This is a genomic window from Pseudoalteromonas sp. PAB 2.2 (assembly GCF_001938575.1).
Classification (GTDB): Bacteria; Pseudomonadota; Gammaproteobacteria; order Enterobacterales; family Alteromonadaceae; genus Pseudoalteromonas; species Pseudoalteromonas lipolytica.
The window spans coordinates 125156-146625 of the sequence record NZ_LYPI01000013.1; the positions used below are offsets into that span (position 1 = coordinate 125156).

Below are 21470 nucleotides of genomic sequence, written 5' to 3' on the forward strand. Positions count from 1 at the left end.
GTGGTAAACATGAGATTAGTGCCTCTTGTAGTTGTTGCATTAACGACACTCACAGCCTGTGGGGGCGGTGGGTCGAGTGACACAACACCAATCGCTGCGACAGTTAATGCTGGAGCTGATCAGCAAATTATTGAAAAAAGCGAGTTTACATTATTGGCTAAGGGCTCGCCTGCTGATGGAACATTTACGTGGCAACGAGTAAGTGGCCCTGTTGTAGAGGGTTTCCCAGCAGAAGGTGCTGAGCAAACTCTCACTGCCCCTGATATTAAGCGAGACTCAGAGCTCGTACTTAAAGTTAATTATCAAACGGGTGATGGTCAGTTAGTCAGTGATGAAGTAAGCATATTCATTACCTCTAATAACCAGCTGCCTGTTGCCGTGATCACGCAAACTGCACCGCAAGAACTGCCCTCGAAATACAATGATACTATTGTGCTCAGTGGTGAAGAGTCTGTCGATATTGATGAAAATGGTTCGATAGACAGTTATTTATGGACTCAGCTTTCGGGCCCAGATTTAACCGTTGATAGCTTTAATAATCAAACGATTAGCTTTACTCACCCGCTGCTAGAATCAAACACGTCAATGACATGGCGACTAACAGTGACCGATGATGAAGGGGGCTCTGCAAGCTCTGAACAGTCATTTACGCTTAATAAAACCCTTGAAGTAATCATTGCTAACGCTGGGGAAGATCAGCAAGTTATAGAGTTTGATACCGTTACGCTTGATGCAAGTAACAGTGAAATTGTGACTGCAACCAAGCAGTGCTATTGGGAACAACTAACGGGTGAAATAGTCACCCTTGCAAATCAAAATCAATGTATCACCACATTCATTGCCCCTGATGTTGATACCGACACAGAACTTAGTTTTGAGGTTACCGTCACCGACAGTAAATCGCGCAGTGATACAGATACGGTAGTGATTGGTATCAGCCCTAAACCCCTCGGCCTTATAAATGATACGGGCATGAGCGACTGCTATAACAACACGCAAAAAATTAACTGCAAAAGTGATAACTTCCCAGCTCAAGATGCAGATTTAGGGCGTGACAGTGTTGCTAATCAACTTGATAAAGTAGGCCAAGGTGACTTGGCATTTGATTTTACAAAATTAAATGAATTTGCGGATGAGCTGCCAGACGACGCAGCAAACTTTAGTTGTGTACGCGATAACGTGACAGGCTTAATTTGGGAAGTAAAAGCGGCAAGTGCCACACTGCCACCGGCAACCACTAACCGTGCAGCAACAAATCATTATACGTGGTATTTAAATAGTAATAACGGGGTACAAACGGGCAGTGTTCAAGGTGCAGCAAACTCAACATGCCCAAGTAACACTGCGTGTGGTTTACAAACGTATGTGAATGAAGTGAATGCGATTGATTTTTGCGGCGGCACTAATTGGCGTGTTCCTACCTATACCGAACTTCTTGGAATACTGGATTACGCTAAACAAGGTGAAGTAAGCTTACTCAACAGTGAGTTTTTTCCAAATCAGCCAAGCAATATTCAGCTAAGCGATGATGGCAACCCGTTTATGCCGTATTGGACATCACAAACCGCTGTGGATGGTACCAGTTTGTCGCAGGCATATATTATTGATATGAGTAGCGCAAACGACTTGGCCTATCCGAAAGGGAAAACCGCCTTTGTCCGTTTAGTAAGAACACCGGGAGAATAATATGCGTAAACTATCTTTCTATGCATCGGTTGCCTTACTGGCAACACAGCCTACATTTGCTATGGCGCAGGTTTGCTACGATGCGGTAACGCAAACGACCCCAGACAGCCGCTTTGTCATTAACGAAAATGGCACGGTAAGTGATGTAGAAACAGGCTTAATGTGGCAACGTTGTAGCTTTGGACAAACTTACAATAGTGCAACGGCAACATGTGAAGGCACCAGCCAGCAGCTAACCTGGGGTGAAGCATTACGCGGTGCAAAGAATACGCGTCTTGCCGGTTTTTCTGATTGGCATGTGCCTAATGTAAAAGAGTTAGCCAGTATTTTAGAGCATCGATGCGTGCAGCCGAGTATTAACGAAAGTGTCTTTCTTGCTACTAAGCTGCAAAATTACTGGAGCAGCACATCAGGAAAAGAGCGAACAGACCTTGCTTGGGTTTATCAGTTTGATAAAGGCATAAACAGTCTTCACGCTAAAGAATCCGATGTATTTCTGCGACTCGTACGTTATGAAAAATAATTTTTAATGATAGATAGCCGCGCGTTTTCAAGCGCGGTTTTTATGTCGGCCCCTTTAATTCCTTGGGCGATAAATTGCTGTGGATCGACAGCGCTTGCCTGTTCAGTCACTTGGTGTAGTTGTGTTATACATGCCACTGGCTTTTGTTCACTTATTTCTAACGCCTTGAGTACGGCGTTTAAACGCTCAGGACGACGCCATAAATCAAGTCGGTTAAAACAGCCTAGCAGTGCGTCACAATCCGGCTGCTTGTCAGTCAATATTGAACGATGAGCAACAGTGTTAAGAGCAACATCACGCACTTCATTTGGTAGACGGATCTGCTGTGCGATTGTGTGAATATCAGATTCTGTTAGCGAGAGTGTCACTTGGCTAAAAAGTAATGCTGTGTCTGTAATAGAGTGCTTGTTGGCATAATCAAAGCGCGCTTGCATCGTTTGATACAATGCATCACTCCACTGTGATTCTAACGTGGGGCTGATCACATGTAAGCCTCCAATTTTAAAGAGAGTATTTAAAAACTCTGCAAATGCGCCATCACTAAGAGATTTTTCGCATTCTAACCAAACTCGTTCCGCTGTGAGTGTTTCAAGCTCGCCTGCTTTTACCATCGCAATAAGCAAACGTTCTGTTTCTGGCGCAATAGAAAAGCCTAAGTAATGATAACGAGCAGCAAATCGGGCGACTCGCAAAATACGTAACGGATCTTCAGAAAACGCATCTGAAACATGGCGTAATAAACGGTTCTCGATATCGCTTTGCCCACCAAAAGGGTCAACTAATGTGCCATCTTCGGCTTGCGCTATCGCATTAACAGTTAGGTCTCGGCGGATTAAGTCTTGTTCTAAAGTGACATCGGGCGTGAAATCGCAGATAAATCCCGTATAACCTTGGCCTTGTTTCCGCTCAGTTCGGGCAAGTGCATATTCTTCTTTTGTTTTTGGGTGCAAAAAAACAGGAAAGTCTTTGCCGACTTGTTGGTAGCCTTGTTTAATTAGTTGCTCGGGAGTTGCACCTACGACAACGTAGTCGCGTTCTTTTACTTCACGACCTAACAGTGCGTCTCTTACAGCACCACCGACCAAATAAACCTGCATAGTACACCTATTATTTTTACCTTTTCGGTATTTTACGTTATTTGCCAGCGATACCCAAACTCCAAAAAACAGGCGCTTTATTCGGGGCTGTGTTTTTTATCTTAAAGTAATTTTAGTATAACGTACGAACAAGGTTTTAAGTCGCGTAGTTTTTTGCCATTATAGGCCGTGATTTTAAACGCAAGGAACATCACGGTGTATTTAAGCTATTTTGGCTTGTCAGAAAAACCTTTTTCGATTGCCCCTAATCCTGAATATTTATTTCTTAGTGAGCGTCATAAAGAGGCCTTAGCGCACCTTACTTATGGACTAGGTGAAGCCGGCGGTTTTGTACTTTTAACCGGCGAAGTGGGAACAGGTAAAACAACATTAACCAGAAGTCTGCAAGAGCAGTTACCTGAAAACACGCAAGTCGCACAAATTCACAACCCGGCATTGTCTCAACTTGAATTGCTAGCCAGTATTTGCGACGAACTTAAGATTGACTATGACAGCGAAAATGCAACATTAAAAACCTTAACAGATGTGATTAAAAAGCATCTTGAGGCGAATAATTTAGCAGGCGGTCATACCATCTTAATTATCGATGAAGCACAATTGCTGGCTCCCGATGTGCTTGAGCAATTACGCTTATTGACGAATATAGAAACAGATCATAAAAAGTTACTACAAATAGTGTTAGTTGGGCAGCCTGAGCTACAAGAGCTATTAAAACGCACCGAACTTAGACAACTTGCTCAACGTATTACGGCGCGTTACCACTTATTACCGCTTAGCGAAGGCCAAGTATTTGCTTATGTTAAACACCGTTTACTCAAAGCAGGTACTGAACAAGCGCTCTTTTCTGCTGATGCCTTAAAAGCGATTTACCAAGTAACAGAAGGGGTGCCAAGGCTTATTAATTTATTGTGTGAGCGCTGCTTAGTCGGGGCTTTTTCACAGCAAAAGCTGAGCATTGATAGTGAGCTTGTCATGCGCTCAGCAGTTGAAGCCTTACCGCCAAGCAGTGCGCCTATTTCGTCAACTGCGAACAAAGAGCCAAGTTATGTTTGGCTTTATCCTGTTTCATTTTTAGCCGTATTGGGTATGGGTATTGGTTTATCTTACCTAATATAACGAGTGATCATTTATGTCATTACTTTTAGATGCAATTAAACAATCTGGTCAACACGAGCAAACAGCGATTGATCATGACCACGCTGCTCTGCAGCTTAAACAACAACAAGAATTAACCCGTTATCGCCGTCTTGCTTTTTCGTTTGGGTTATTACTAGCGGTTATTTTAACGCTGATGGCAGGCTTTTCTATTGGTAAATGGCTGCAAAAAAATGAACCTTTTGCGCAAAAGCAAGTTACTAGTAACAGTGCTGAAAAGACACAAAGTTCTTCACAAGCAACAGAGACTTTAGCGACAACAGATACAAATAATGTACCTGTGACAGAGGAAGCACCCGCAACAGCTGTTCCGCAAGCTGCCAATACACAGGCTAATCCACCTGTTAACAATACTGCGAATAATGTGGGCCAAGTGCCTGTTACAGTCGCACCTCAGCAGCAAATGATGCAGCAAGTTCCTGTGCAAGGGCAGCAATATCAATGGGTACAAGTACCCGTTAATACCGTGCCTGTTTATGCTAATCAAGGTTATCAAGGGCAACCTGTTTATCAACAGCCTGTGTATCAAAATCAGCCTATTTATCAGCCTCAGCAGCCGCAATTTTCGCAGCCAATGCAAATGCAACAAATGACACCGCAGCAAATGAGCAGTCGAGACATTGACATGAGCAAATACAAGGTGCTGGGTAAGCCGCTAAATGATCAAAGCCCATCGCAAGCCAACCAAACCGTGGTTGATGACGAATTTAACGACGTGCCTAATAACTTAAAAAGTGCCTTCGAGAGAGCAGTACAAGATGTCGATAATAAGCATGTGGCTGATATAACGCGCAGTACTAAAAACTCATCATACGCAGAGCCTGTCGAACTGCTGCCTGACTCGTTGCAAAGCTTGATCCCAACAATTAAGTATCAGGCGCATATTTATGCCTCTGAAGCCTCTAAACGTTGGATAAAGATAAATGGTCGTGAATTGTATGAAGGCGATAACATTGGCGTACTCAATGTGATAGAAATCACACCTGAGCAAAGTTTATTTAGTTACGACGGTTACGAGTTTACGTTAAAAGCACTGCAAGACTGGCCAGAGTAGCCAGTCTTATATTTAAAAATAGTGGCTATGGCAAAATTGAGTTTTTAAAGAAGCGGATCAGATCGACATTAAAGTCATTGGGTCTGACTGCTGCTTCTAAGCTATCGTGACAACGGTTATTTGCTAAATCAATATCTTGCACTTCGGTATAGTGTGCATGTTTGGCGTTATAAAACACTTTTACCACGGGTTTTAATGGGCTGCTTGGGTTACTTCGTGTAACCACGGCAAGCTTTTGGCTTTCAAGTTTCACCAAGGTGCCGACAGGGTGAATACCGATACATTGAATAAATTTCGTCACAAGGTCGCCATCAAAACTATCTGGGCAGCCATCTTTTAGAATTTTAAATGCTTTAATTGGCTCCATACCGGCTTTATAGACTCGCTCTGCGGTGAGTGCGTCATATACATCAACAATCGACGCCATACGAACGTACAGGCTTAATTCATCACCATGCTTACCGAATGGGTAGCCGCTGCCATCTAATCGCTCATGATGGAAACCCGCAATTTCAACTGCGATGCCACTGAGGCCTGATTGTTCTAATATTTCTTTGCTGAAACGGGCATGGTCTTGAATGATTTGATATTCTTCGTCTGTTAACTTACCTGGCTTATTGAGTATTTCATCAGGTATTTTTATTTTGCCAATATCATGCAGTAGGGCACCTGTCGCTATTTCTTGAATGATGCTTTTATCGATGCCTAAGTGTTTGGCAAAAATACTAATAAGAATTGAAACGTTAATTGAGTGTTCGAGTAAATAGGCGTCTTTTTCGCGCATTCTGGTAATGCAGGCAAGGGCATCTTGATTACGGAAAACAGAGTCCATAAAGCCACTGGCCAATTCTTGAAATGGCGCAATATCAATTTTATTACCAGTACGAATATCATTAAATGCTTTGCTTTGGAGTGACTTTGCTTCGTTGTATAAACTATTCGCTTTGGCCATTTCTGCAGACACGCTATGCGATGTATGCCAGGGGTTATGGGCGACGGTTTGCGGCTCTGGCGGCGAAGTGTTTTGCTGCTCTTCCACTTTATTGTCACTGCTCATTGTGAGCGTTTTATCGGGGTCGATAACGACTTCTAAGATACCCGCTTTAGCTAGTTTATCGATACCTCCCTGAGTCTTCACCCATCCTTGGTTTTTAATGCGGATTTTGCCTGTCTGTTTTGTAACGCTTTGTACAAACATACCGGGCTTAAGTTGATTAATAGGGAGAGTTTTCAAGGCCTTTACTTCAAGTTAAATACATTACCTTTAACCTAGCAGATAATTTGTCTTCTAGTAAATAATAATAAAGGTGATAATTTTGAAATTGGTGCAGCTTTTCGTCTATAAAGTGGTTGTTTTTCTTAATGTTAGACTATTTTATCTGGGTATAAAAAAGCCCCTGTTAGGTACAGGGGCTTTTAGATTTTATAACAGTAAAGTTAGTTAACTTTTATGCGCTGTTTACTCATCATCTTCAACAAGCGTCATCAGTGATGTATTACCACCTGACGCTGTTGTATCGATACTGATTGTTTTTTCAGTCAGTAAGCGCTTGATTAGCGTATCGTAGTACTCAGAGCTAATCACTGGCAGAATCGCCCCTTTACGTTGTGCTAACTGTTGGCTGAAATAGCCTAAACGTGATGAGCGAGCTGCTACAACCGCACCGGCAAGGTGAGGGTGTGCCAAGATAGCTTGTAACTGGTTAGGCTTAGCAACTTGGAATACACCTTCGGCGATACCTGTTGAAATAAACTTGTCTTTGAAAGCAACCGCTTCTTCGTAGAACAGTTCAGATGCAACGGTGATAACTGTATTACCCGCAGCAAGTGCTGTGATAATTGAAATCGCCCAGAAGTTAAATGAAGTACTCTTATCGGCATAACACACAACACAACCACGAGGCTCAAGGTGAAGCGTATTAGATTCACCTGTTGGTCCAGGTAATACAGTGTGTTTACGCATGTGCTTTTCAAGGCGGTTAAGCTGCGCACGTGCATCGGCTAATGTTAATGCTAAGTCATCAGCAAGCTCATCGATAATTTCGACAGTAGCGACTTTTGCTAACAACTGACGTACCGCAGAAACGCGGTCGTTTAACGGTGTTGCACGCCAGATTTTTTCATCGCGTAATGAGTTTTCCATTAGCTTAGCAACTTGCTCAGCCGCACCTGAATAATGGTGAGTGTCTAGCTCATCAGGTGATAGGTTCGTCATTTGTACGTTATCAGGTGACGCTTTTTCTTTCACAAGACGTTGTAAGTAGTTAGGACCACCTGCTTTAGGGCCAGTACCTGAAAGGCCACGACCACCAAATGGTTGCACACCAACAATTGCACCAATCATGTTACGGTTTACGTACACATTACCTGCACGAGACATTTTTGCTAAGTATTCACAACGCTCTTCAATACGTGAGTGAATACCCATTGTTAGACCGAAGCCTGTGCCATTGATTTGATCAATCACATTATCAAGCTCAGAGCCTTTGAAACGAATAATGTGCACACATGGACCAAATACTTCGCGTTTAAGTACTGAAAGGTCTTTAATTTCATATAAACGCGGTGCGAAGAAATAAGCGCCATTTTCGTTGTTATCAGGAATTGCACACTCGTAATGAAGTGTTGCATTACCTTTTAAGTATTCAACGTGTTCGTTTAAGTTTTTCAGTGCTTTTTCGTCAATTACAGGACCAATGTCAGTCGAAAGTAATGAAGGGTCGCCAACATGAAGCTCTTTTAATGCGCCTTTGATCATCTCAATGATGCCATCAGCAATATCTTCTTGTAAGAATAAAACACGTAATGCAGAACAACGTTGACCCGCACTTTGGAAGCCAGAGCTGATCACATCATCAACAACTTGCTCAGGAAGCGCTGTTGAGTCAACGATCATACAGTTTTGACCACCTGTTTCTGCAATTAACGGCACTTGAATGTCGTTACGTGCAGCTAGTGTTTGCGAGATGATTGTGCCTGTTTCAGTTGAACCTGTGAACATCACAGCTTGAATACGTTCATCAGGTACAATTGTCTTACCTACTTCGCTACCACGTGCAATAACAGGTTGTACAACATGCTCAGGTAAGCCAACAGATAACATAAGGTCAATTGTACGAAGCGCAATTAAACTTGTTTGCTCAGCTGGTTTTGCAATCACCGTGTTACCCGTTACGATAGCAGCAGCAACTTGGCCTAAGAAGATAGCAAGCGGGAAGTTCCATGGGCTGATACATAAGATCACGCCACGCGCTTCAAAACGCTCATCTTCAGATAACTCTTCAGCACGAGCAGCGTAATAACGGCAGAAATCAACGGCTTCACGCACTTCATCAATGCCATCTTGCGCCACTTTACCCGCTTCTTTAATACAAAGAGCGACGAGTTCATCGTGGTGACGCTCTAAAATATCAGCGATGCGGCGAAGTAAGTTAGCGCGTTCTTTAACCGGTGTTTGTGACCATGATTCAAACGCTTTTTCAGCATTTTCAAGAAGCGCAGTCATCTCGTCAGATGATTGTAGTTTCACATGACCAATGATTTCTTTGTGGTTCGCAGGGTTTTTAACTGCAATTGAACCTTCTGGTACATCATTTAACTCAATGCGATTTTCTGCAAACCAGGTGTCTAGGTTTTCTTTAAATGGTGTAATGGCATTGATGTCAGTTAAATCCATGCCTTTTGAGTTCGCTCGCTCGTCACCGTATAAATCGATAGGCATCTTGATTTGCGTGTTGTACTTATTACGCAGCCCTTGCAGTGTTTCAACTGGGTCAGGTAACAGTGCTTCAACTGGTTGAGTGGTATCAACAATCGCGTTAACAAACGATGAGTTAGCGCCGTTTTCTAATAAACGACGTACTAAGTATGCAAGTAAGTCTTCATGCTGACCTACGGGTGCGTATACACGACACTGAATTTTTTCTTGTTCAACGATTTGGTCGAACAGTGATTCACCCATACCGTGTAAACGTTGGAATTCGAAGCCTTCGTGATCGCCTTTTGCAACTTCTAAAATCGTCGCTGCTGTATAAGCATTGTGTGTTGCAAATTGCGGATATAGAACATCGCGTGCTTCAAGCAGTTTAATCGCACAGGCTTTGTATGATACGTCGGTAGTCGCTTTACGGGTAAATACAGGGTAGTGATCTAAACCATCTTGTTGTGTGGTTTTGATTTCGGTATCCCAGTATGCGCCTTTTACAAGACGAACCATTAATTTGCGGCCAACACGGCGTGCAAGGTCTGCAACCCACTCAACAACGAAAATAGCGCGTTTTTGGTAGGCTTGAACTGCTAAACCGAAACCTTGCCAGTTACCCAATTCTTCATCACTGAATACCGCTTCGATAATATCTAAAGAAATATCTAAACGGTCAGCTTCTTCAGCATCAACCGTAAAGCCGATATCGTAGCTTTTAGCTGCAAGTGCGAGTTCTTTTAGTTTTGGTACGATTTCAGCCATAACACGTTCACGATGCGTGAACTCGTAGCGAGGATGAATCGCAGAAATTTTCACTGAAATACCCGGGCTCTTTATTGGGCCACGACCATTTGCAGCTTTACCAATTGCGTGAATGGCTGTCATGTAACTTTGGAAATAACGCTCAGCATCTTTCATGGTGCGCGCGCCTTCACCTAGCATATCGTATGAGTATACGTAGCCTTTTTGTTCTTTATCAGCAGCACGTTCAATTGCTTCGTCAATGGTACGACCCATTACGAACTGCTTACCCATGATCTTCATCGCGAAGTTCACAGATTTACGAATAACCGGTTCACCTAAACGACCAATGGTTTTCTTAAGCACACCAAATTGTTGCTCTTTAGATTTGTCGCTGTAGTTAACCATTTTACCCGTTACTAACAGACCCCAAGATGAGGCGTTTACGAATAAAGAGTCACTGCTACCTAAATGCGAACTCCAATCACCCTTGGTAAGCTTGTCACGGATAAGCGAGTCTTGCGTTGCCTTATCTGGAACACGTAGTAATGCTTCTGCTAAACACATTAAAACAACGCCTTCTTCACTCGATAGTGAGAATTCGTTTAACAGTGCATCGACACCGCTTTGACCATCTTGGTCGCGACGGATATTTAAAACCATTTGACGAGCACGTTCCCACGCTCGGCTACGGGCTTTAACGCCTACTTCAGCCAAAGGCAAAATGTGATCGATAACCGCATTTTCATCTATACGGTAAAAGTCGCGGATCTTTTGTCTAATTGGACATTCAGTTGTCAAATCGCCATTAAATAGCATATGTAACCCTCTGGTATGTGGAGTCTAGAAATAAACTAAAAGTATTTCTTACCATTGATATAATCCGTGCATTCTAATTAAAATCCAGCAGAATATGCTGGTTATATTTTTCGATTTACGATAATTTACAGGGCATACCGTTAACTTAGCCGCATAAAATTCTGTTATGACTAACCCGAATAGATTACGCATGTTAGATCGTATCGATTTAGCAATTTTAGACGCTCTGCAAAAAAATGGCAGAATATCGAACGTAAACCTGGCAAAACAGGTGAATTTGAGTCCGAGTCCATGTCTTGACCGTGTTAAGCGCTTAGAGCAAGAGGGCTACATTGAGGGGTATTATGCAAAGTTAAGCGAAGCCAAGCTTAATCAAAGTTTGTTGGCTCATGTGCAAGTGTCGTTAGTGACCTCAAATACCTCAGTGTTTAAAGTGTTCAGAGAATATATTTTAAATATTCCACAAGTGGTCGAGTGCGACATGGTGGCAGGCGGATACGATTACCTATTAAAAGTGCGAGTCTCTGATATGGACGAATATCGCCAAGTTTTGGGTGATTTGGTTGATATTCCCGGTGTTGGTACGCACCACACCTATATGGTGATCGAAAAGATAAAACAAGATAGCGGTTTAAGATTCGATATCTAAACAAAAAAAGCACCAAACGGTGCTTTTTTTATGAAGATTTTTTGCTGGGTTATACCCACTCGCTTAATTAATCCCTAAAAATGATTAACTATTATTGCGGGTTGCTATTATTACGCCCAACCATCATAACGTTTACGGCGTGAAAGCATAATCGTTAAAATAATACCAAGTAATAAACCAATAAATGCAATAGCACCGCCGTATGTTAATAGTTGGCGTTTTTCTTTGGCACTGGCTAATTGTTTCACGTTGCGCTCAGATTCTATGGTACTTTTTAGTTTTTCAATTTGTTCGCTTAGCGCTTGGTTTTGCTCAGTGAGGGTTCTGTTTTGTTCTTGTAATTGCGGTAGTTCAATTTCTGCTTGGCGTAATTGCTCTTGCATCAAGGTCATGTCGTTATTCAGAGCTTGAAATTGCTGATGGATACCGGCGTTTTCGCTGATAAACTTCGTTTCTACCCAGCCTTCGCGGTCTTTGTCGTCGCGAATTTTAAAATAACCATTATCTTCTTCTGATAACAAGGTAATTTGAGTACCTGCATCAACTGACCCCAAAATACGGTAGTTTTTACTCGGGCCTGAATGCATAAAGGTATAGAGGTTGTCGACTATGTATGCGGTGTTTCCGTTGTCGCTTGTAGGCGCTTCTTCTGCATAGCTAATGAAAGTGGCGGCTGATAAGAGCAGCCCAAAAATACACTGTTTTAACATCAATCTACCTTGTTAATGTAACCTTGCCCAAAAATGGTCAAATTTTTAAATACGTAATGTATAGAGATAGTAGGGATTTCAACTATTAATAGCAAGGCTGATATTGTAATCCAAGACAGGGTTTGAGGGTAAAAATCAGGAAAAAGTTTGCATTAAGTAGCTGCTTTGTTTATTTTGAGCACTTATTTATTTTAAATGTACTCCGCAAAACGAATGGATACTGAGATAGAACTGAAGTTTTTGGTGTCAGATGCCGTTGTTCCACTGATCCCCGCATTAATTACTCAATTTGCAAAAACCGTTACAAATAAACCGTCACGCAGCTTACAAAATGCTTACTATGATACGCCAAGTCGTGAGTTACGCGCACTGGATATTGGTTTGCGTACCCGCTGCTGTGATAACCAGTGCGAGCAAACGATTAAACTCGCTGGCGAAGTTGTAGGTGGATTACATCAACGCCCAGAATATAACTTACCTTTAGAGGGTGGTCGCCCAGATTTAATGGCTTTTGATGCCACAATTTGGCCGCATGGCATGCAAGTTAATGCGATTGCTGACAACCTGTATCCTATTTTTAGTACTAACTTTATTCGTCGCACGTGGTTAATCGAAACCAACAGTGGAGCTAAAATTGAGGTTGTACTTGATAAAGGTGAAATTGCAGCGTCAGGTAAAGTTGAGCTGATCTCTGAGCTTGAAGTGGAATTAATTGAAGGCAGTCGCCACGAGTTATTTGCCCTTGCAGATAAACTGGTTAGCGAATGTAATGTGCGTCTTGGGCTATATTCGAAAGCTGCACGAGGTTATGGCTTAGCTGATAACACCCCACTAAAAGCAAGTAAATCGATTGGGTTTGTGCCTCTTAAAAAAGAGGCCACACAAGAACAAGCTTTGGTCGCAGGGATAAATTACGCGATTCGCTTTGTACAAAAGCATGAAGCCTGTTACTTCATCAAGCCGAGCTTAAAAACCTTAAAACGAGTCACAGATGGCATTCGATTAATTCGCCACACCTTTTGGCTGTTCGATGATATTGTTAGTAAGGATGATACAGAGTCATTACGTACTGAGTTAAAGTGGTTGCTGAGTGAGTTGGCGTGGGTTGAAAACGCCATTCAGTTAAAAACCTATACCTCAAAACGTCACGCCTATTATAAAAAAATTAATAGCGCACCAGAGCTAACTCAAGTGATTAACGACCTAAAAGAGCTTCAGCCGAGTATTGACGATGTAAAAGCGTTATTTCACAGCACCCGTTACAACCGTTTGCTGTTGCAATTGACCACCTGGTTGATTGAAAAGCAATGGCGTAAGTCGTGGGGGCAGGCAGAGTTCCAAGCTGCAGAAAAACCAGTAGCAGATATAGCCAAGCGTTTATTTGCAAAAGATTGGCACGATATGCATGAGCTTATTCCTGAACAACAAGCACTGAGTGATAAAGACTATTTATCGTTGCGTACTCGTCTAGAAAACTCTCTGTTAAGTGGTAACTGTTTGGGGGCATTATTCAATAAAGACGACAGAAGCGAGTTTCGTATTCCTTGGTTAGATATTTCGCATGGTATTTACGAGCTCAGTACTCTTGAGTATTTAAAGCAGTTGTGTGCAGGACAAGACGATCAGGAATTAGCAAAGATTCAAACGTGGCTTGAGCAAAAGTCAGAATTTTTAGTGAGCGCCATGGAACAAAGTCGTCATGCCTCATTCAATACTGATCCCTACTGGTTATAAATTTGTGAATCGTTGGCTATTCATTGGGTTAGCGTGGTTTAGTTGTTCAACTGTCGCGACCCCAATAGAATGGCATACTTACAAGCAGCAAGAAGGTATAAAGGTCACGTATCAAAAACATGACAGTGGCATTATCGAAATTAATGCATCTGTGGTTGTTGAAGATACCAAGGCAGATGACTTTATGGCCTTACTTAGCGATACCGACAACGCGCCAAATTGGCTCGAAAATGTTCAAAGTGTAACCTTAATAGAGCGGCTTAGCCCCGCAGAGACGCTCGTTTATACGCGCTTTAACTCGCCTTGGCCGGTTTCTGATCGTGATTTAGTGAGCTACTCTTGCTATCACACCTTAAGCGATAATAAAACCGAGCTTAAAATTACCAGCCAGCCCTACGTTAAACCTTTGGTAAAAGGGGTGGTGCGTATTAAAGAGCTCGCCGCTTATTGGCGCTTAGAGCAACAGCAAAATAACTTATTGATTACTCACCAAGCGTATGCAGACCCAAGCGGTGCTATTCCGCATTGGTTAAGTAATAAAGTATCTTTAAAAAGTGTGTTTAAGTCATTACAAGCATTGCGTGAACAGCTAAAAAAGAATGCGTTTTCACGGACAAATCCCCCAAGTGTGCCAGGAAAGTGCTTATCTTAGTAAAGCGAAGATGACATTTTAGGTATTTATGAATATTATCTGCGAAGTTTATTCGTACTAGGAACAGCATGAAAGAACCCAAAATCCCCTTGGTCAATAAACCCAACGGCATTGGTATTGGACGTATTTTAAAAGCCACAAGGTGCTCAATTAAAGGTTTTAAGGCCGCATTTAAAGAAGAGTCAGCTTTTCGCTCAGAAATTTATTTAGGGGTGTGTTTATTACCGTTATCGGTTTTTCTGGCGCAGTCACTGACTCATTGGCTCGTGTTGTTTATTCCGTATTTATTACTGTTGATTGTTGAACTACTCAATTCGGCCATCGAAGCGCTGACTGACAGAGTGGGGATTGAATATCATGTACTGTCTGGGCGCGCAAAGGATATGGCCTCGGCAGCGGTGACCTTGTCATTGGTTATTTTAGCGCTGGTTTGGCTGGTGGCGATGTATGAAAAGATAATGACGTTACTGTAATTAATACCAATCGCAATAATACTTAATCATTTTGAGTGATGAAACCAGTCGCTATCTGCGTTAATAATATCTGATTTACGACTGCATGGATGCAGGAGGTAGAGCAATGCAGGAGCAATTGCAGAGAACAACTAAATAACTAAATTTTTGCCTTGTTATCAACGCGGTTTTATTGCCTTAAAATAGACCACTTATTTAATACCATTCCGCAAAAATACTTAATCATTTTGAGTGATTAAACCAGTCGCTACCTGCGTTAAAAATTTCTGATTTAGAACAACTAAATAACTAAATTTTTGCCTTGTTATCAACGCGGTTTTATTGCCTCAAAATAGACCACTTAATTAAGCGTAATGGTATAAGCGCAATGGTATAAAAATTTAGAGTAAAAAATTAAACACAAAAAAAGCGCCAAAATGGCGCTTTTTCAGTCTGTATACCCTATTACAGGCCAGCAGCTGCGCGAAGTGCGCCTGCTTTGTCTGTACGCTCCCAAGGGAACTCTTCACGACCGAAGTGACCATAAGCGGCAGTCGGTTGATAGATAGGACGCTCAAGATCAAGCATTTGGATTAAGCCGTAAGGACGTAGGTCGAAGTGCTCACGCACTAATTCGATTAGACGTGCTTCTTCTAATTTACCTGTACCAAATGTCTCGATGCTGATAGATGTTGGCTCTGCAACACCGATAGCGTAAGAAACTTGAAGTTCACACTTGTCAGCAAGACCCGCAGCAACCATGTTTTTAGCAACGTAACGTGCCGCGTATGCAGCGCTACGGTCAACTTTTGATGGATCTTTACCTGAGAAAGCACCACCACCGTGACGCGCCATACCACCGTATGTATCAACGATGATTTTACGGCCAGTCAGACCACAGTCACCCATTGGACCACCGATAACGAAACGGCCAGTTGGGTTGATGAAGAATTTCGTTGCGCTAGAGATAAGCTCTGCTGGAAGAACCGGCTTAATGATGGTTTCCATTACCGCTTCTACTAGGTCGTTTTGTGAGATTGAATCACAGTGTTGCGTTGAAAGAACAACAGCATCAATACCTACCGGCTTACCATTTTCATATGCAAATGTTACTTGTGATTTTGCATCTGGGCGTAACCAGTTAAGCTCACCGCTTTTACGAACTTGCGCTTGACGCTGAACTAAACGGTGTGAATACGTGATTGGTGCAGGCATTAAAACGTCTGTTTCGTTACATGCATAACCAAACATTAAACCTTGGTCACCCGCGCCTTGGTCTTCTGGACGTGCACGGTCAACACCTTGGTTGATGTCTGGAGATTGTTTACCGATAGTGTTTAGGATTGCGCACGAGTCAGCATCAAAACCCATGTCTGAATGCGTGTAACCGATTTCACGTACAGTTTTACGTGTAATTTCTTCGATATCAACCCACGCGCTAGTAGTGATTTCACCACCCACCATAACCATACCAGTTTTAACGTAAGTCTCACATGCAACACGGGCATGAGAATCTTGCTCTAAGATAGCATCTAGAACCGCGTCAGAGATTTGGTCCGCGATTTTATCCGGATGACCTTCAGATACAGATTCAGAAGTAAATAAATGTTTTGCCATTGTATTTCTGCTCACAAATATTGCGCTTCACTAACGTCGGTAATAGCGCTAAAAAATTAAGGGGCGTATTTTATCTAAAACAATTATGTTTGCATAGTTATTTTACGCCTAGACGTCTATTTTAAATTACTAATAACATTTCGTTCTTAATAAACAGTGGTAATAGACCCATTTAATACGGATTTTTAATTGCACTGCACCCATACAATAAGTAAGAATGGGGCTTAACAAACAACCAGCGCAAATACATTAAAGGTAGGAGAATTCATGCCATCTCGCAAAGAACTTGCAAATGCTATTCGCGTCTTATCAATGGACGCAGTACAACAGGCCAACTCTGGCCACCCTGGAGCCCCTATGGGCATGGCAGATATCGCAGAAGTACTATGGCGCGATTATCTAAAGCACAACCCGACGAACCCAGAGTGGGCAGACCGTGATCGCTTTATTCTTTCAAATGGCCACGGTTCGATGCTGATTTATTCTCTACTACATTTAAGTGGTTACGACTTACCACTTGAAGAAATTAAAAACTTCCGTCAAATGCATTCAAAAACACCAGGGCATCCAGAGTATGGCTATGCACCAGGTATTGAGACCACTACGGGCCCATTAGGCCAAGGGATCACAAATGCGGTAGGTATGGCAATTGCTGAAAAAGCGCTTGCTGCTCAGTTTAACCGTGAAGGCCATGACATTGTTGATCACTTTACCTATGCGTTTATGGGTGATGGCTGTTTAATGGAAGGTATCTCTCACGAAGCCTGTTCATTAGCGGGCACATTAGGCCTGGGTAAACTTGTTGCGTTTTGGGATGACAACGGCATCTCTATCGACGGTGAAGTAGAAGGTTGGTTCAGCGACGACACACCTGCACGTTTTAAAGCATATGGCTGGCACGTGGTGAGTGATGTTGATGGTCATAACCCTGAGGCCATCCGCGCAGCAATCGAAGAAGCACGTAGCATTACCGACAAGCCATCATTAATTTGTTGTAAAACAGTGATTGGTTACGGTTCACCTAATAAGTCGGGTAGTCATGACTGTCATGGTGCTCCACTTGGTCATGATGAGATCAAAGCGGCACGTGAGTTCTTAGGCTGGACAGGCGAAGCATTTGAAATCCCAGCTGATATCTACAGCGAATGGGACGCAAAAGAAAAGGGCCAACAGCTAGAATCAAACTGGGACGAAAAGTTTGCGGCATACGCAGATGCACACCCAGAGCTAGCAGCAGAATTTAAGCGTCGTACAAATGGCGAATTGCCAGCAGATTGGGCTGAAAAGTCACAAGCGTACATCGAAGAGCTGCAAGCAAACCCTGCAAACCCTGCAACACGTAAAGCTTCACAAAATGCACTGAATGCATTTGGTCCATTATTACCAGAGTTTATGGGCGGCTCAGCTGACCTTGCTGGTTCAAATTTAACAATTTGGGATGGTTCAAAAGGCGTAACAGCAGACGACGCAAGCGGTAACTACATCTACTACGGTGTCCGTGAGTTTGGTATGTCGGCAATTATGAATGGTATTGCACTGCACAAAGGCTTTATTCCTTACGGCGCAACATTCTTAATGTTTATGGAATACGCGCGTAATGCGGTACGCATGGCTGCATTAATGAAGCAACCAAGCATTTTTGTATACACGCACGATTCAATTGGTCTGGGTGAAGATGGCCCTACGCACCAACCAGTAGAGCAAATTGCAAGCATGCGTTTAACGCCTAATCTTGTTAACTGGCGTCCGTGTGACCAAGTTGAGTCTGCAATTGCATGGCAACAAGCGATTGAGCGTAAAGATGGCCCAACGTCATTGATCTTCACACGTCAAGGTCTTGAGCAACAAACGCGTACTGCACAACAGTTAAGCGATGTGAAAAAAGGTGGTTACGTACTGAGTTGCGATGGTGAGCCTGAGCTTATCCTTATTGCAACGGGCTCAGAAGTACAGCTTGCACAAGACGCCGCTGCAGAGCTTCGTTCACAAGGCAAAAAAGTACGTGTGGTTTCTATGCCTTCAACTGACTTGTTTGATGAGCAAGACGCAGCCTACAAAGAAAGCGTATTACCAGCAAGCGTAACACGCCGCGTAGCTATCGAAGCGGGCATTGCAGACTACTGGTACAAATACGTAGGCCTAAATGGCGCAGTAGTAGGTATGACGACATTTGGTGAGTCAGCACCTGCTGGTGAGTTATTCAAGCACTTTGGTTTCACGGTTGAAAACATCGCAAACAAAGCAAACGCTTTGTTCTAAGCTTTAGTCGCTAAAATTTAAAAGCCCGCGCGGTCTTAGCACTGCGCGGGCTTTTTTATGGATTTTTGCTGCCAGTCAAAAGATTCGATACGTACCCGACAGATCAGCAATAATTATCACTGCTACTTGGGTACTTTATACCGTAGGGGGCGTTATTAGTGTTTTGGTGAACACATAGGCAAGTTCATTAATTTTTTTTAATTGCTCAGTTTATAAAAGATAATAAAAAATCAGCTCACATATAGAGTTTAATTGAATAATCTTCAGTTGCTGCTTACTTAAAATTCGGGCAGGCTGAAATAAAGAAGATTATAAAACATAACAGGAGTGAGTATGACTCAGTTTGACAGTGTAAGTGTTGTAAAAAAAGCGAATGTCTATTTTGATGGTAAAGTTTCGAGCCGTGTTGTACTTTTTGCCGATGGCAGTACTAAAACATTAGGTTTTATGCAACCAGGAGAATTTGAGTTTGGCACAAATCAAAAAGAGCACATGGAGTTACTTGCGGGAGAGTGGCAAGTGTTACTGCCAGGCGAAACTGAGTGGCAAGCCATGAAGGCTGGAGATTCGTTTAATGTAGACGCCAATGTTACCTTTCGCGTAAAGGTAACTGACTTTGCTGATTATTGTTGCTCGTACACTTAATGAGCAGTTGATAACCTTTCTATAAAGCCCGTGTAATACGGGCTTTTGCATATTTTATCCGCAGAGCATGATCTAAATCATGTGTGGTTACAATCAATTACTAATTATCTTTGATTTTCGCTTGTGTTAATTCAAATCGCCCCCAATACTAACTATGAGGTAACAAGAAAAAAGGATACCCTATGAAGATTAATATTTCTGGTCATCATGTTGACGTTACTGAGGCTGTTAGAGCTCATATCAACGAGAAATTCTCAAAAATTGCTAGCCATTTTCCATCGTTAATATCTCTCGATATTATTCTTTCAAAAGAACATCACAAGTATCAAGCTGAGATCAGCACTATTTATGAAGGTGCACGTTTATCAGTTAAAGGAGAAGATGAAGTGATGTACCCAGCACTTGCAAATGCAGCTAAAAAACTCGATGCATCGCTAAAACATCGTAAAGGGCAAATGAAAGCTAAACTACATGAAAAACCGGTGAGCACAACGCCGGAAATCGCCCATGAGATTATTCAAGAAATGAATTTAAGCTAATAAATTAGACGCTAAGTGTTAGCCACAAAAATTTAGCGCAAAACCTCGAACAAGAGAAAGCCAAACATAAATATGTTTGGCTTTTTTGGTTTTATAAACTGACAACTTAACCTTAGAACTCAGAAGCGAGGAGTGTCTTCCAATCTCATCTAAAACGCTGTAAGTTGCTTGTAACTAAGAATAAAACACATAAAGCATATGCAATCAGCAGTATCACATTGGCAATCTAAACTTAATGCACTTGGCCCAGGCATATTAATGGCCACAGCGGCGATTGGTGGCTCACATTTGGTGGCGTCGACGCAGGCTGGCTCGTTATTTGGCTGGCAACTATTTTGGCTAATTATTGTTGTGAATGTACTTAAGTACCCATTCTTTCGATTTGGTATGGAATACACCCTTGCAACTAAACAAAGTTTAGTTGAGGGCTACAAGCAAAAAGGGCCGGGTTACTTTTACAGTTTTATTGCGTTAAATATTGTGGCTGCAGTAGTGAATACCGCAGGGGTACTACTTTTAACAGCCAGCCTATTACATTACGCACTGCCGATCACCATTTCGGTGACCTTGTTGTGTTGGATTATTTTGGCTGTTTGTTTACTTATTTTGTTGTTGGGGCATTTTAAGGCGCTCGATAACGTGTCTAAAATCATTATGGGGCTGCTTACTGTTACAACTGTGGCTGCTTTGGTGGTGGCAATTAATAATGGTCTTATGGCTCCAGTTGACTACGTGGGCCCGTCGCCGTATGAGCTTGCAATGCTTGGCTTTATGGTGGCGCTAATGGGCTGGATGCCAGCTCCTATTGAAATCTCAGCGATTAGTTCACTTTGGCTAAAAGAAAAGCAGCAGCAACAAGTTATTACTAAGCAGCAAGGTTTATTTGATTTTAATTTAGGCTACTGGCTTACAGCAGCCCTAGCTTTGGTGTTTTTCTCGCTAGGTGTATTAGTGCAATACGGACAGGTACAAGCCGTGCAATTAGGTGGGGTGGCGTTTGCTAAACAGCTTATTGATATGTACGCCCTTACAATGGGAGAGTGGGCAAGGCCATTGGTGTCGGGTATCGCTTTTTTATGTATGTTTGGCACCACGCTTACCGTGCTTGACGGCTACGCCAGAACCTTAAATGAATCGCACAAATTACTGCCAGTAAAACAGTCTAAACACAGTTTAAATATGTGGCTTTTACTGCAAGCATTTTCTGGTATGGCAATCATTTTATTCTTTAAATCGGCACTTGGCCCAATGCTTACGTTTGCCATGACTCTCGCCTTTGTTACCACCCCAGTATTTGCATGGCTTAACTTTAGTTTAGTGCGCTCAGAGCCAAGTATTGTGCATTCCCCCTTAATTCGCACTCTAAGCTGGCTAGGTTTGGTTTATTTAGTGGGCTTTGCGCTGGTATTTTTGGTTTGGAAGTTTACCTAATTTG

17 protein-coding genes are annotated in these 21470 nt (G+C 42.4%); 12 read left to right on the forward strand and 5 right to left on the reverse strand.

Going from position 1 to position 21470, the window contains the following annotated elements; translation table 11 throughout:
• Positions 1–9 precede the first annotated feature (9 nt).
• Positions 10–1686: a DUF1566 domain-containing protein gene (locus tag BWD47_RS12880; RefSeq protein WP_036970850.1), complete on the forward strand. Its 1677-nt coding sequence runs from the start codon at positions 10–12 to the stop codon at positions 1684–1686.
• Positions 1687–1747: 61 nt separating this feature from the next.
• A complete protein-coding gene (locus BWD47_RS12885; protein ID WP_227006851.1) occupies positions 1748–2209 on the forward strand; it encodes a DUF1566 domain-containing protein in 462 nt (153 codons plus the stop codon).
• Here BWD47_RS12885 and BWD47_RS12890 read toward each other — a convergent pair.
• Positions 2197–3306: a tRNA nucleotidyltransferase gene (locus BWD47_RS12890; RefSeq protein WP_065978028.1), complete on the reverse strand. Its 1110-nt coding sequence runs from the start codon at positions 3304–3306 to the stop codon at positions 2197–2199. The two genes, BWD47_RS12885 and BWD47_RS12890, sit on opposite strands and share 13 nt — an antisense overlap.
• A gap of 195 nt (positions 3307–3501) precedes the next feature.
• Between BWD47_RS12890 and BWD47_RS12895 the strand changes: the two genes are divergently transcribed.
• Both BWD47_RS12895 and BWD47_RS12900 read left to right on the forward strand, forming a co-directional pair.
• Positions 3502–4422: an ExeA family protein gene (locus tag BWD47_RS12895; protein WP_036970843.1), complete on the forward strand. Its 921-nt coding sequence runs from the start codon at positions 3502–3504 to the stop codon at positions 4420–4422.
• A 13-nt stretch (positions 4423–4435) separates the two neighbouring features.
• On the forward strand, positions 4436–5515 hold the full coding sequence (locus tag BWD47_RS12900) for a general secretion pathway protein GspB (protein WP_075594094.1): 1080 nt from the start codon (positions 4436–4438) through the stop codon (positions 5513–5515).
• A 25-nt stretch (positions 5516–5540) separates the two neighbouring features.
• Here the strand turns inward: BWD47_RS12900 and BWD47_RS12905 are convergent, their stop codons facing one another.
• Together BWD47_RS12905 and putA are read right to left on the reverse strand one after the other, a co-directional pair.
• Positions 5541–6749 (reverse strand): HD-GYP domain-containing protein, encoded by a 1209-nt coding sequence (locus tag BWD47_RS12905; protein ID WP_036970838.1) that lies wholly within the window; start codon positions 6747–6749, stop codon positions 5541–5543.
• Between the two features lie 225 nt (positions 6750–6974).
• Positions 6975–10778, reverse strand: a complete 3804-nt coding sequence (putA, locus tag BWD47_RS12910) for a bifunctional proline dehydrogenase/L-glutamate gamma-semialdehyde dehydrogenase PutA (protein WP_075594095.1) — start codon at positions 10776–10778, stop codon at positions 6975–6977.
• Between the two features lie 166 nt (positions 10779–10944).
• On the opposite strand from putA, the gene BWD47_RS12915 reads away from it, so the two are divergent.
• Positions 10945–11427: a winged helix-turn-helix transcriptional regulator gene (locus tag BWD47_RS12915; protein ID WP_036970835.1), complete on the forward strand. Its 483-nt coding sequence runs from the start codon at positions 10945–10947 to the stop codon at positions 11425–11427.
• 110 nt (positions 11428–11537) lie between these two features.
• Here the strand turns inward: BWD47_RS12915 and BWD47_RS12920 are convergent, their stop codons facing one another.
• A complete protein-coding gene (locus BWD47_RS12920; RefSeq protein WP_036970833.1) occupies positions 11538–12137 on the reverse strand; it encodes a TIGR04211 family SH3 domain-containing protein in 600 nt (199 codons plus the stop codon).
• Positions 12138–12350: 213 nt separating this feature from the next.
• On the opposite strand from BWD47_RS12920, the gene BWD47_RS12925 reads away from it, so the two are divergent.
• The 3 genes from BWD47_RS12925 (at position 12351) to BWD47_RS12935 (ending at position 14996) form a co-directional block, all read left to right on the forward strand.
• Positions 12351–13871, forward strand: coding sequence for a CYTH and CHAD domain-containing protein (locus BWD47_RS12925; protein ID WP_036970831.1), 1521 nt, complete (start codon positions 12351–12353; stop codon positions 13869–13871).
• Positions 13837–14523 carry an START domain-containing protein gene (locus BWD47_RS12930; protein WP_051501826.1) on the forward strand — a complete coding sequence of 229 codons (687 nt, stop codon included), beginning with the start codon at positions 13837–13839 and terminating at the stop codon, positions 14521–14523. Before BWD47_RS12925 ends, BWD47_RS12930 begins: the two co-directional genes overlap by 35 nt.
• A gap of 68 nt (positions 14524–14591) precedes the next feature.
• Positions 14592–14996 carry a diacylglycerol kinase gene (locus BWD47_RS12935; protein WP_036970830.1) on the forward strand — a complete coding sequence of 135 codons (405 nt, stop codon included), beginning with the start codon at positions 14592–14594 and terminating at the stop codon, positions 14994–14996.
• A 444-nt stretch (positions 14997–15440) separates the two neighbouring features.
• Here the strand turns inward: BWD47_RS12935 and metK are convergent, their stop codons facing one another.
• Complete coding sequence (gene metK, locus BWD47_RS12940; protein ID WP_075594096.1) at positions 15441–16592, reverse strand: methionine adenosyltransferase; 1152 nt, start codon at positions 16590–16592, stop codon at positions 15441–15443.
• Between the two features lie 267 nt (positions 16593–16859).
• Here metK and tkt point away from each other — a divergent pair, with 267 nt between their 5' ends.
• The 4 genes from tkt to BWD47_RS12960 all read left to right on the forward strand — a co-directional run bounded on the left by tkt (position 16860) and on the right by BWD47_RS12960 (position 21466).
• Positions 16860–18851 carry a transketolase gene (tkt, locus tag BWD47_RS12945; protein WP_075594097.1) on the forward strand — a complete coding sequence of 664 codons (1992 nt, stop codon included), beginning with the start codon at positions 16860–16862 and terminating at the stop codon, positions 18849–18851.
• A 333-nt stretch (positions 18852–19184) separates the two neighbouring features.
• Positions 19185–19496: a pyrimidine/purine nucleoside phosphorylase gene (locus BWD47_RS12950; RefSeq protein WP_036970827.1), complete on the forward strand. Its 312-nt coding sequence runs from the start codon at positions 19185–19187 to the stop codon at positions 19494–19496.
• A gap of 182 nt (positions 19497–19678) precedes the next feature.
• Entirely contained in the window at positions 19679–20035 is a 357-nt protein-coding gene (gene hpf / locus BWD47_RS12955) for a ribosome hibernation-promoting factor, HPF/YfiA family (RefSeq protein WP_036970825.1), read from the forward strand.
• A 258-nt stretch (positions 20036–20293) separates the two neighbouring features.
• Positions 20294–21466: an NRAMP family divalent metal transporter gene (locus tag BWD47_RS12960; RefSeq protein WP_143474494.1), complete on the forward strand. Its 1173-nt coding sequence runs from the start codon at positions 20294–20296 to the stop codon at positions 21464–21466.
• Positions 21467–21470: the final 4 nt, after the last annotated feature.

What these genes read in the sequence shown, in the direction of transcription:
- BWD47_RS12880 (WP_036970850.1), top strand. Translation starts at nt 10, where the DNA reads ATGAGATTAGTGCCTCTTGTAGTTGTTGCATTAACGACACTCACAGCC.
- BWD47_RS12885 (WP_227006851.1), top strand. Translation starts at nt 1,748, where the DNA reads ATGGCGCAGGTTTGCTACGATGCGGTAACGCAAACGACCCCAGACAGC.
- BWD47_RS12890 (WP_065978028.1), bottom strand. Translation starts at nt 3,306, where the DNA reads ATGCAGGTTTATTTGGTCGGTGGTGCTGTAAGAGACGCACTGTTAGGT.
- BWD47_RS12900 (WP_075594094.1), top strand. Translation starts at nt 4,436, where the DNA reads ATGTCATTACTTTTAGATGCAATTAAACAATCTGGTCAACACGAGCAA.
- putA (WP_075594095.1), bottom strand. Translation starts at nt 10,778, where the DNA reads ATGCTATTTAATGGCGATTTGACAACTGAATGTCCAATTAGACAAAAG.
- BWD47_RS12915 (WP_036970835.1), top strand. Translation starts at nt 10,945, where the DNA reads ATGACTAACCCGAATAGATTACGCATGTTAGATCGTATCGATTTAGCA.
- BWD47_RS12920 (WP_036970833.1), bottom strand. Translation starts at nt 12,137, where the DNA reads ATGTTAAAACAGTGTATTTTTGGGCTGCTCTTATCAGCCGCCACTTTC.
- BWD47_RS12925 (WP_036970831.1), top strand. Translation starts at nt 12,351, where the DNA reads ATGGATACTGAGATAGAACTGAAGTTTTTGGTGTCAGATGCCGTTGTT.
- BWD47_RS12930 (WP_051501826.1), top strand. Translation starts at nt 13,837, where the DNA reads ATGCCTCATTCAATACTGATCCCTACTGGTTATAAATTTGTGAATCGT.
- BWD47_RS12935 (WP_036970830.1), top strand. Translation starts at nt 14,592, where the DNA reads ATGAAAGAACCCAAAATCCCCTTGGTCAATAAACCCAACGGCATTGGT.
- metK (WP_075594096.1), bottom strand. Translation starts at nt 16,592, where the DNA reads ATGGCAAAACATTTATTTACTTCTGAATCTGTATCTGAAGGTCATCCG.
- tkt (WP_075594097.1), top strand. Translation starts at nt 16,860, where the DNA reads ATGCCATCTCGCAAAGAACTTGCAAATGCTATTCGCGTCTTATCAATG.
- BWD47_RS12950 (WP_036970827.1), top strand. Translation starts at nt 19,185, where the DNA reads ATGACTCAGTTTGACAGTGTAAGTGTTGTAAAAAAAGCGAATGTCTAT.
- hpf (WP_036970825.1), top strand. Translation starts at nt 19,679, where the DNA reads ATGAAGATTAATATTTCTGGTCATCATGTTGACGTTACTGAGGCTGTT.
- BWD47_RS12960 (WP_143474494.1), top strand. Translation starts at nt 20,294, where the DNA reads ATGGCCACAGCGGCGATTGGTGGCTCACATTTGGTGGCGTCGACGCAG.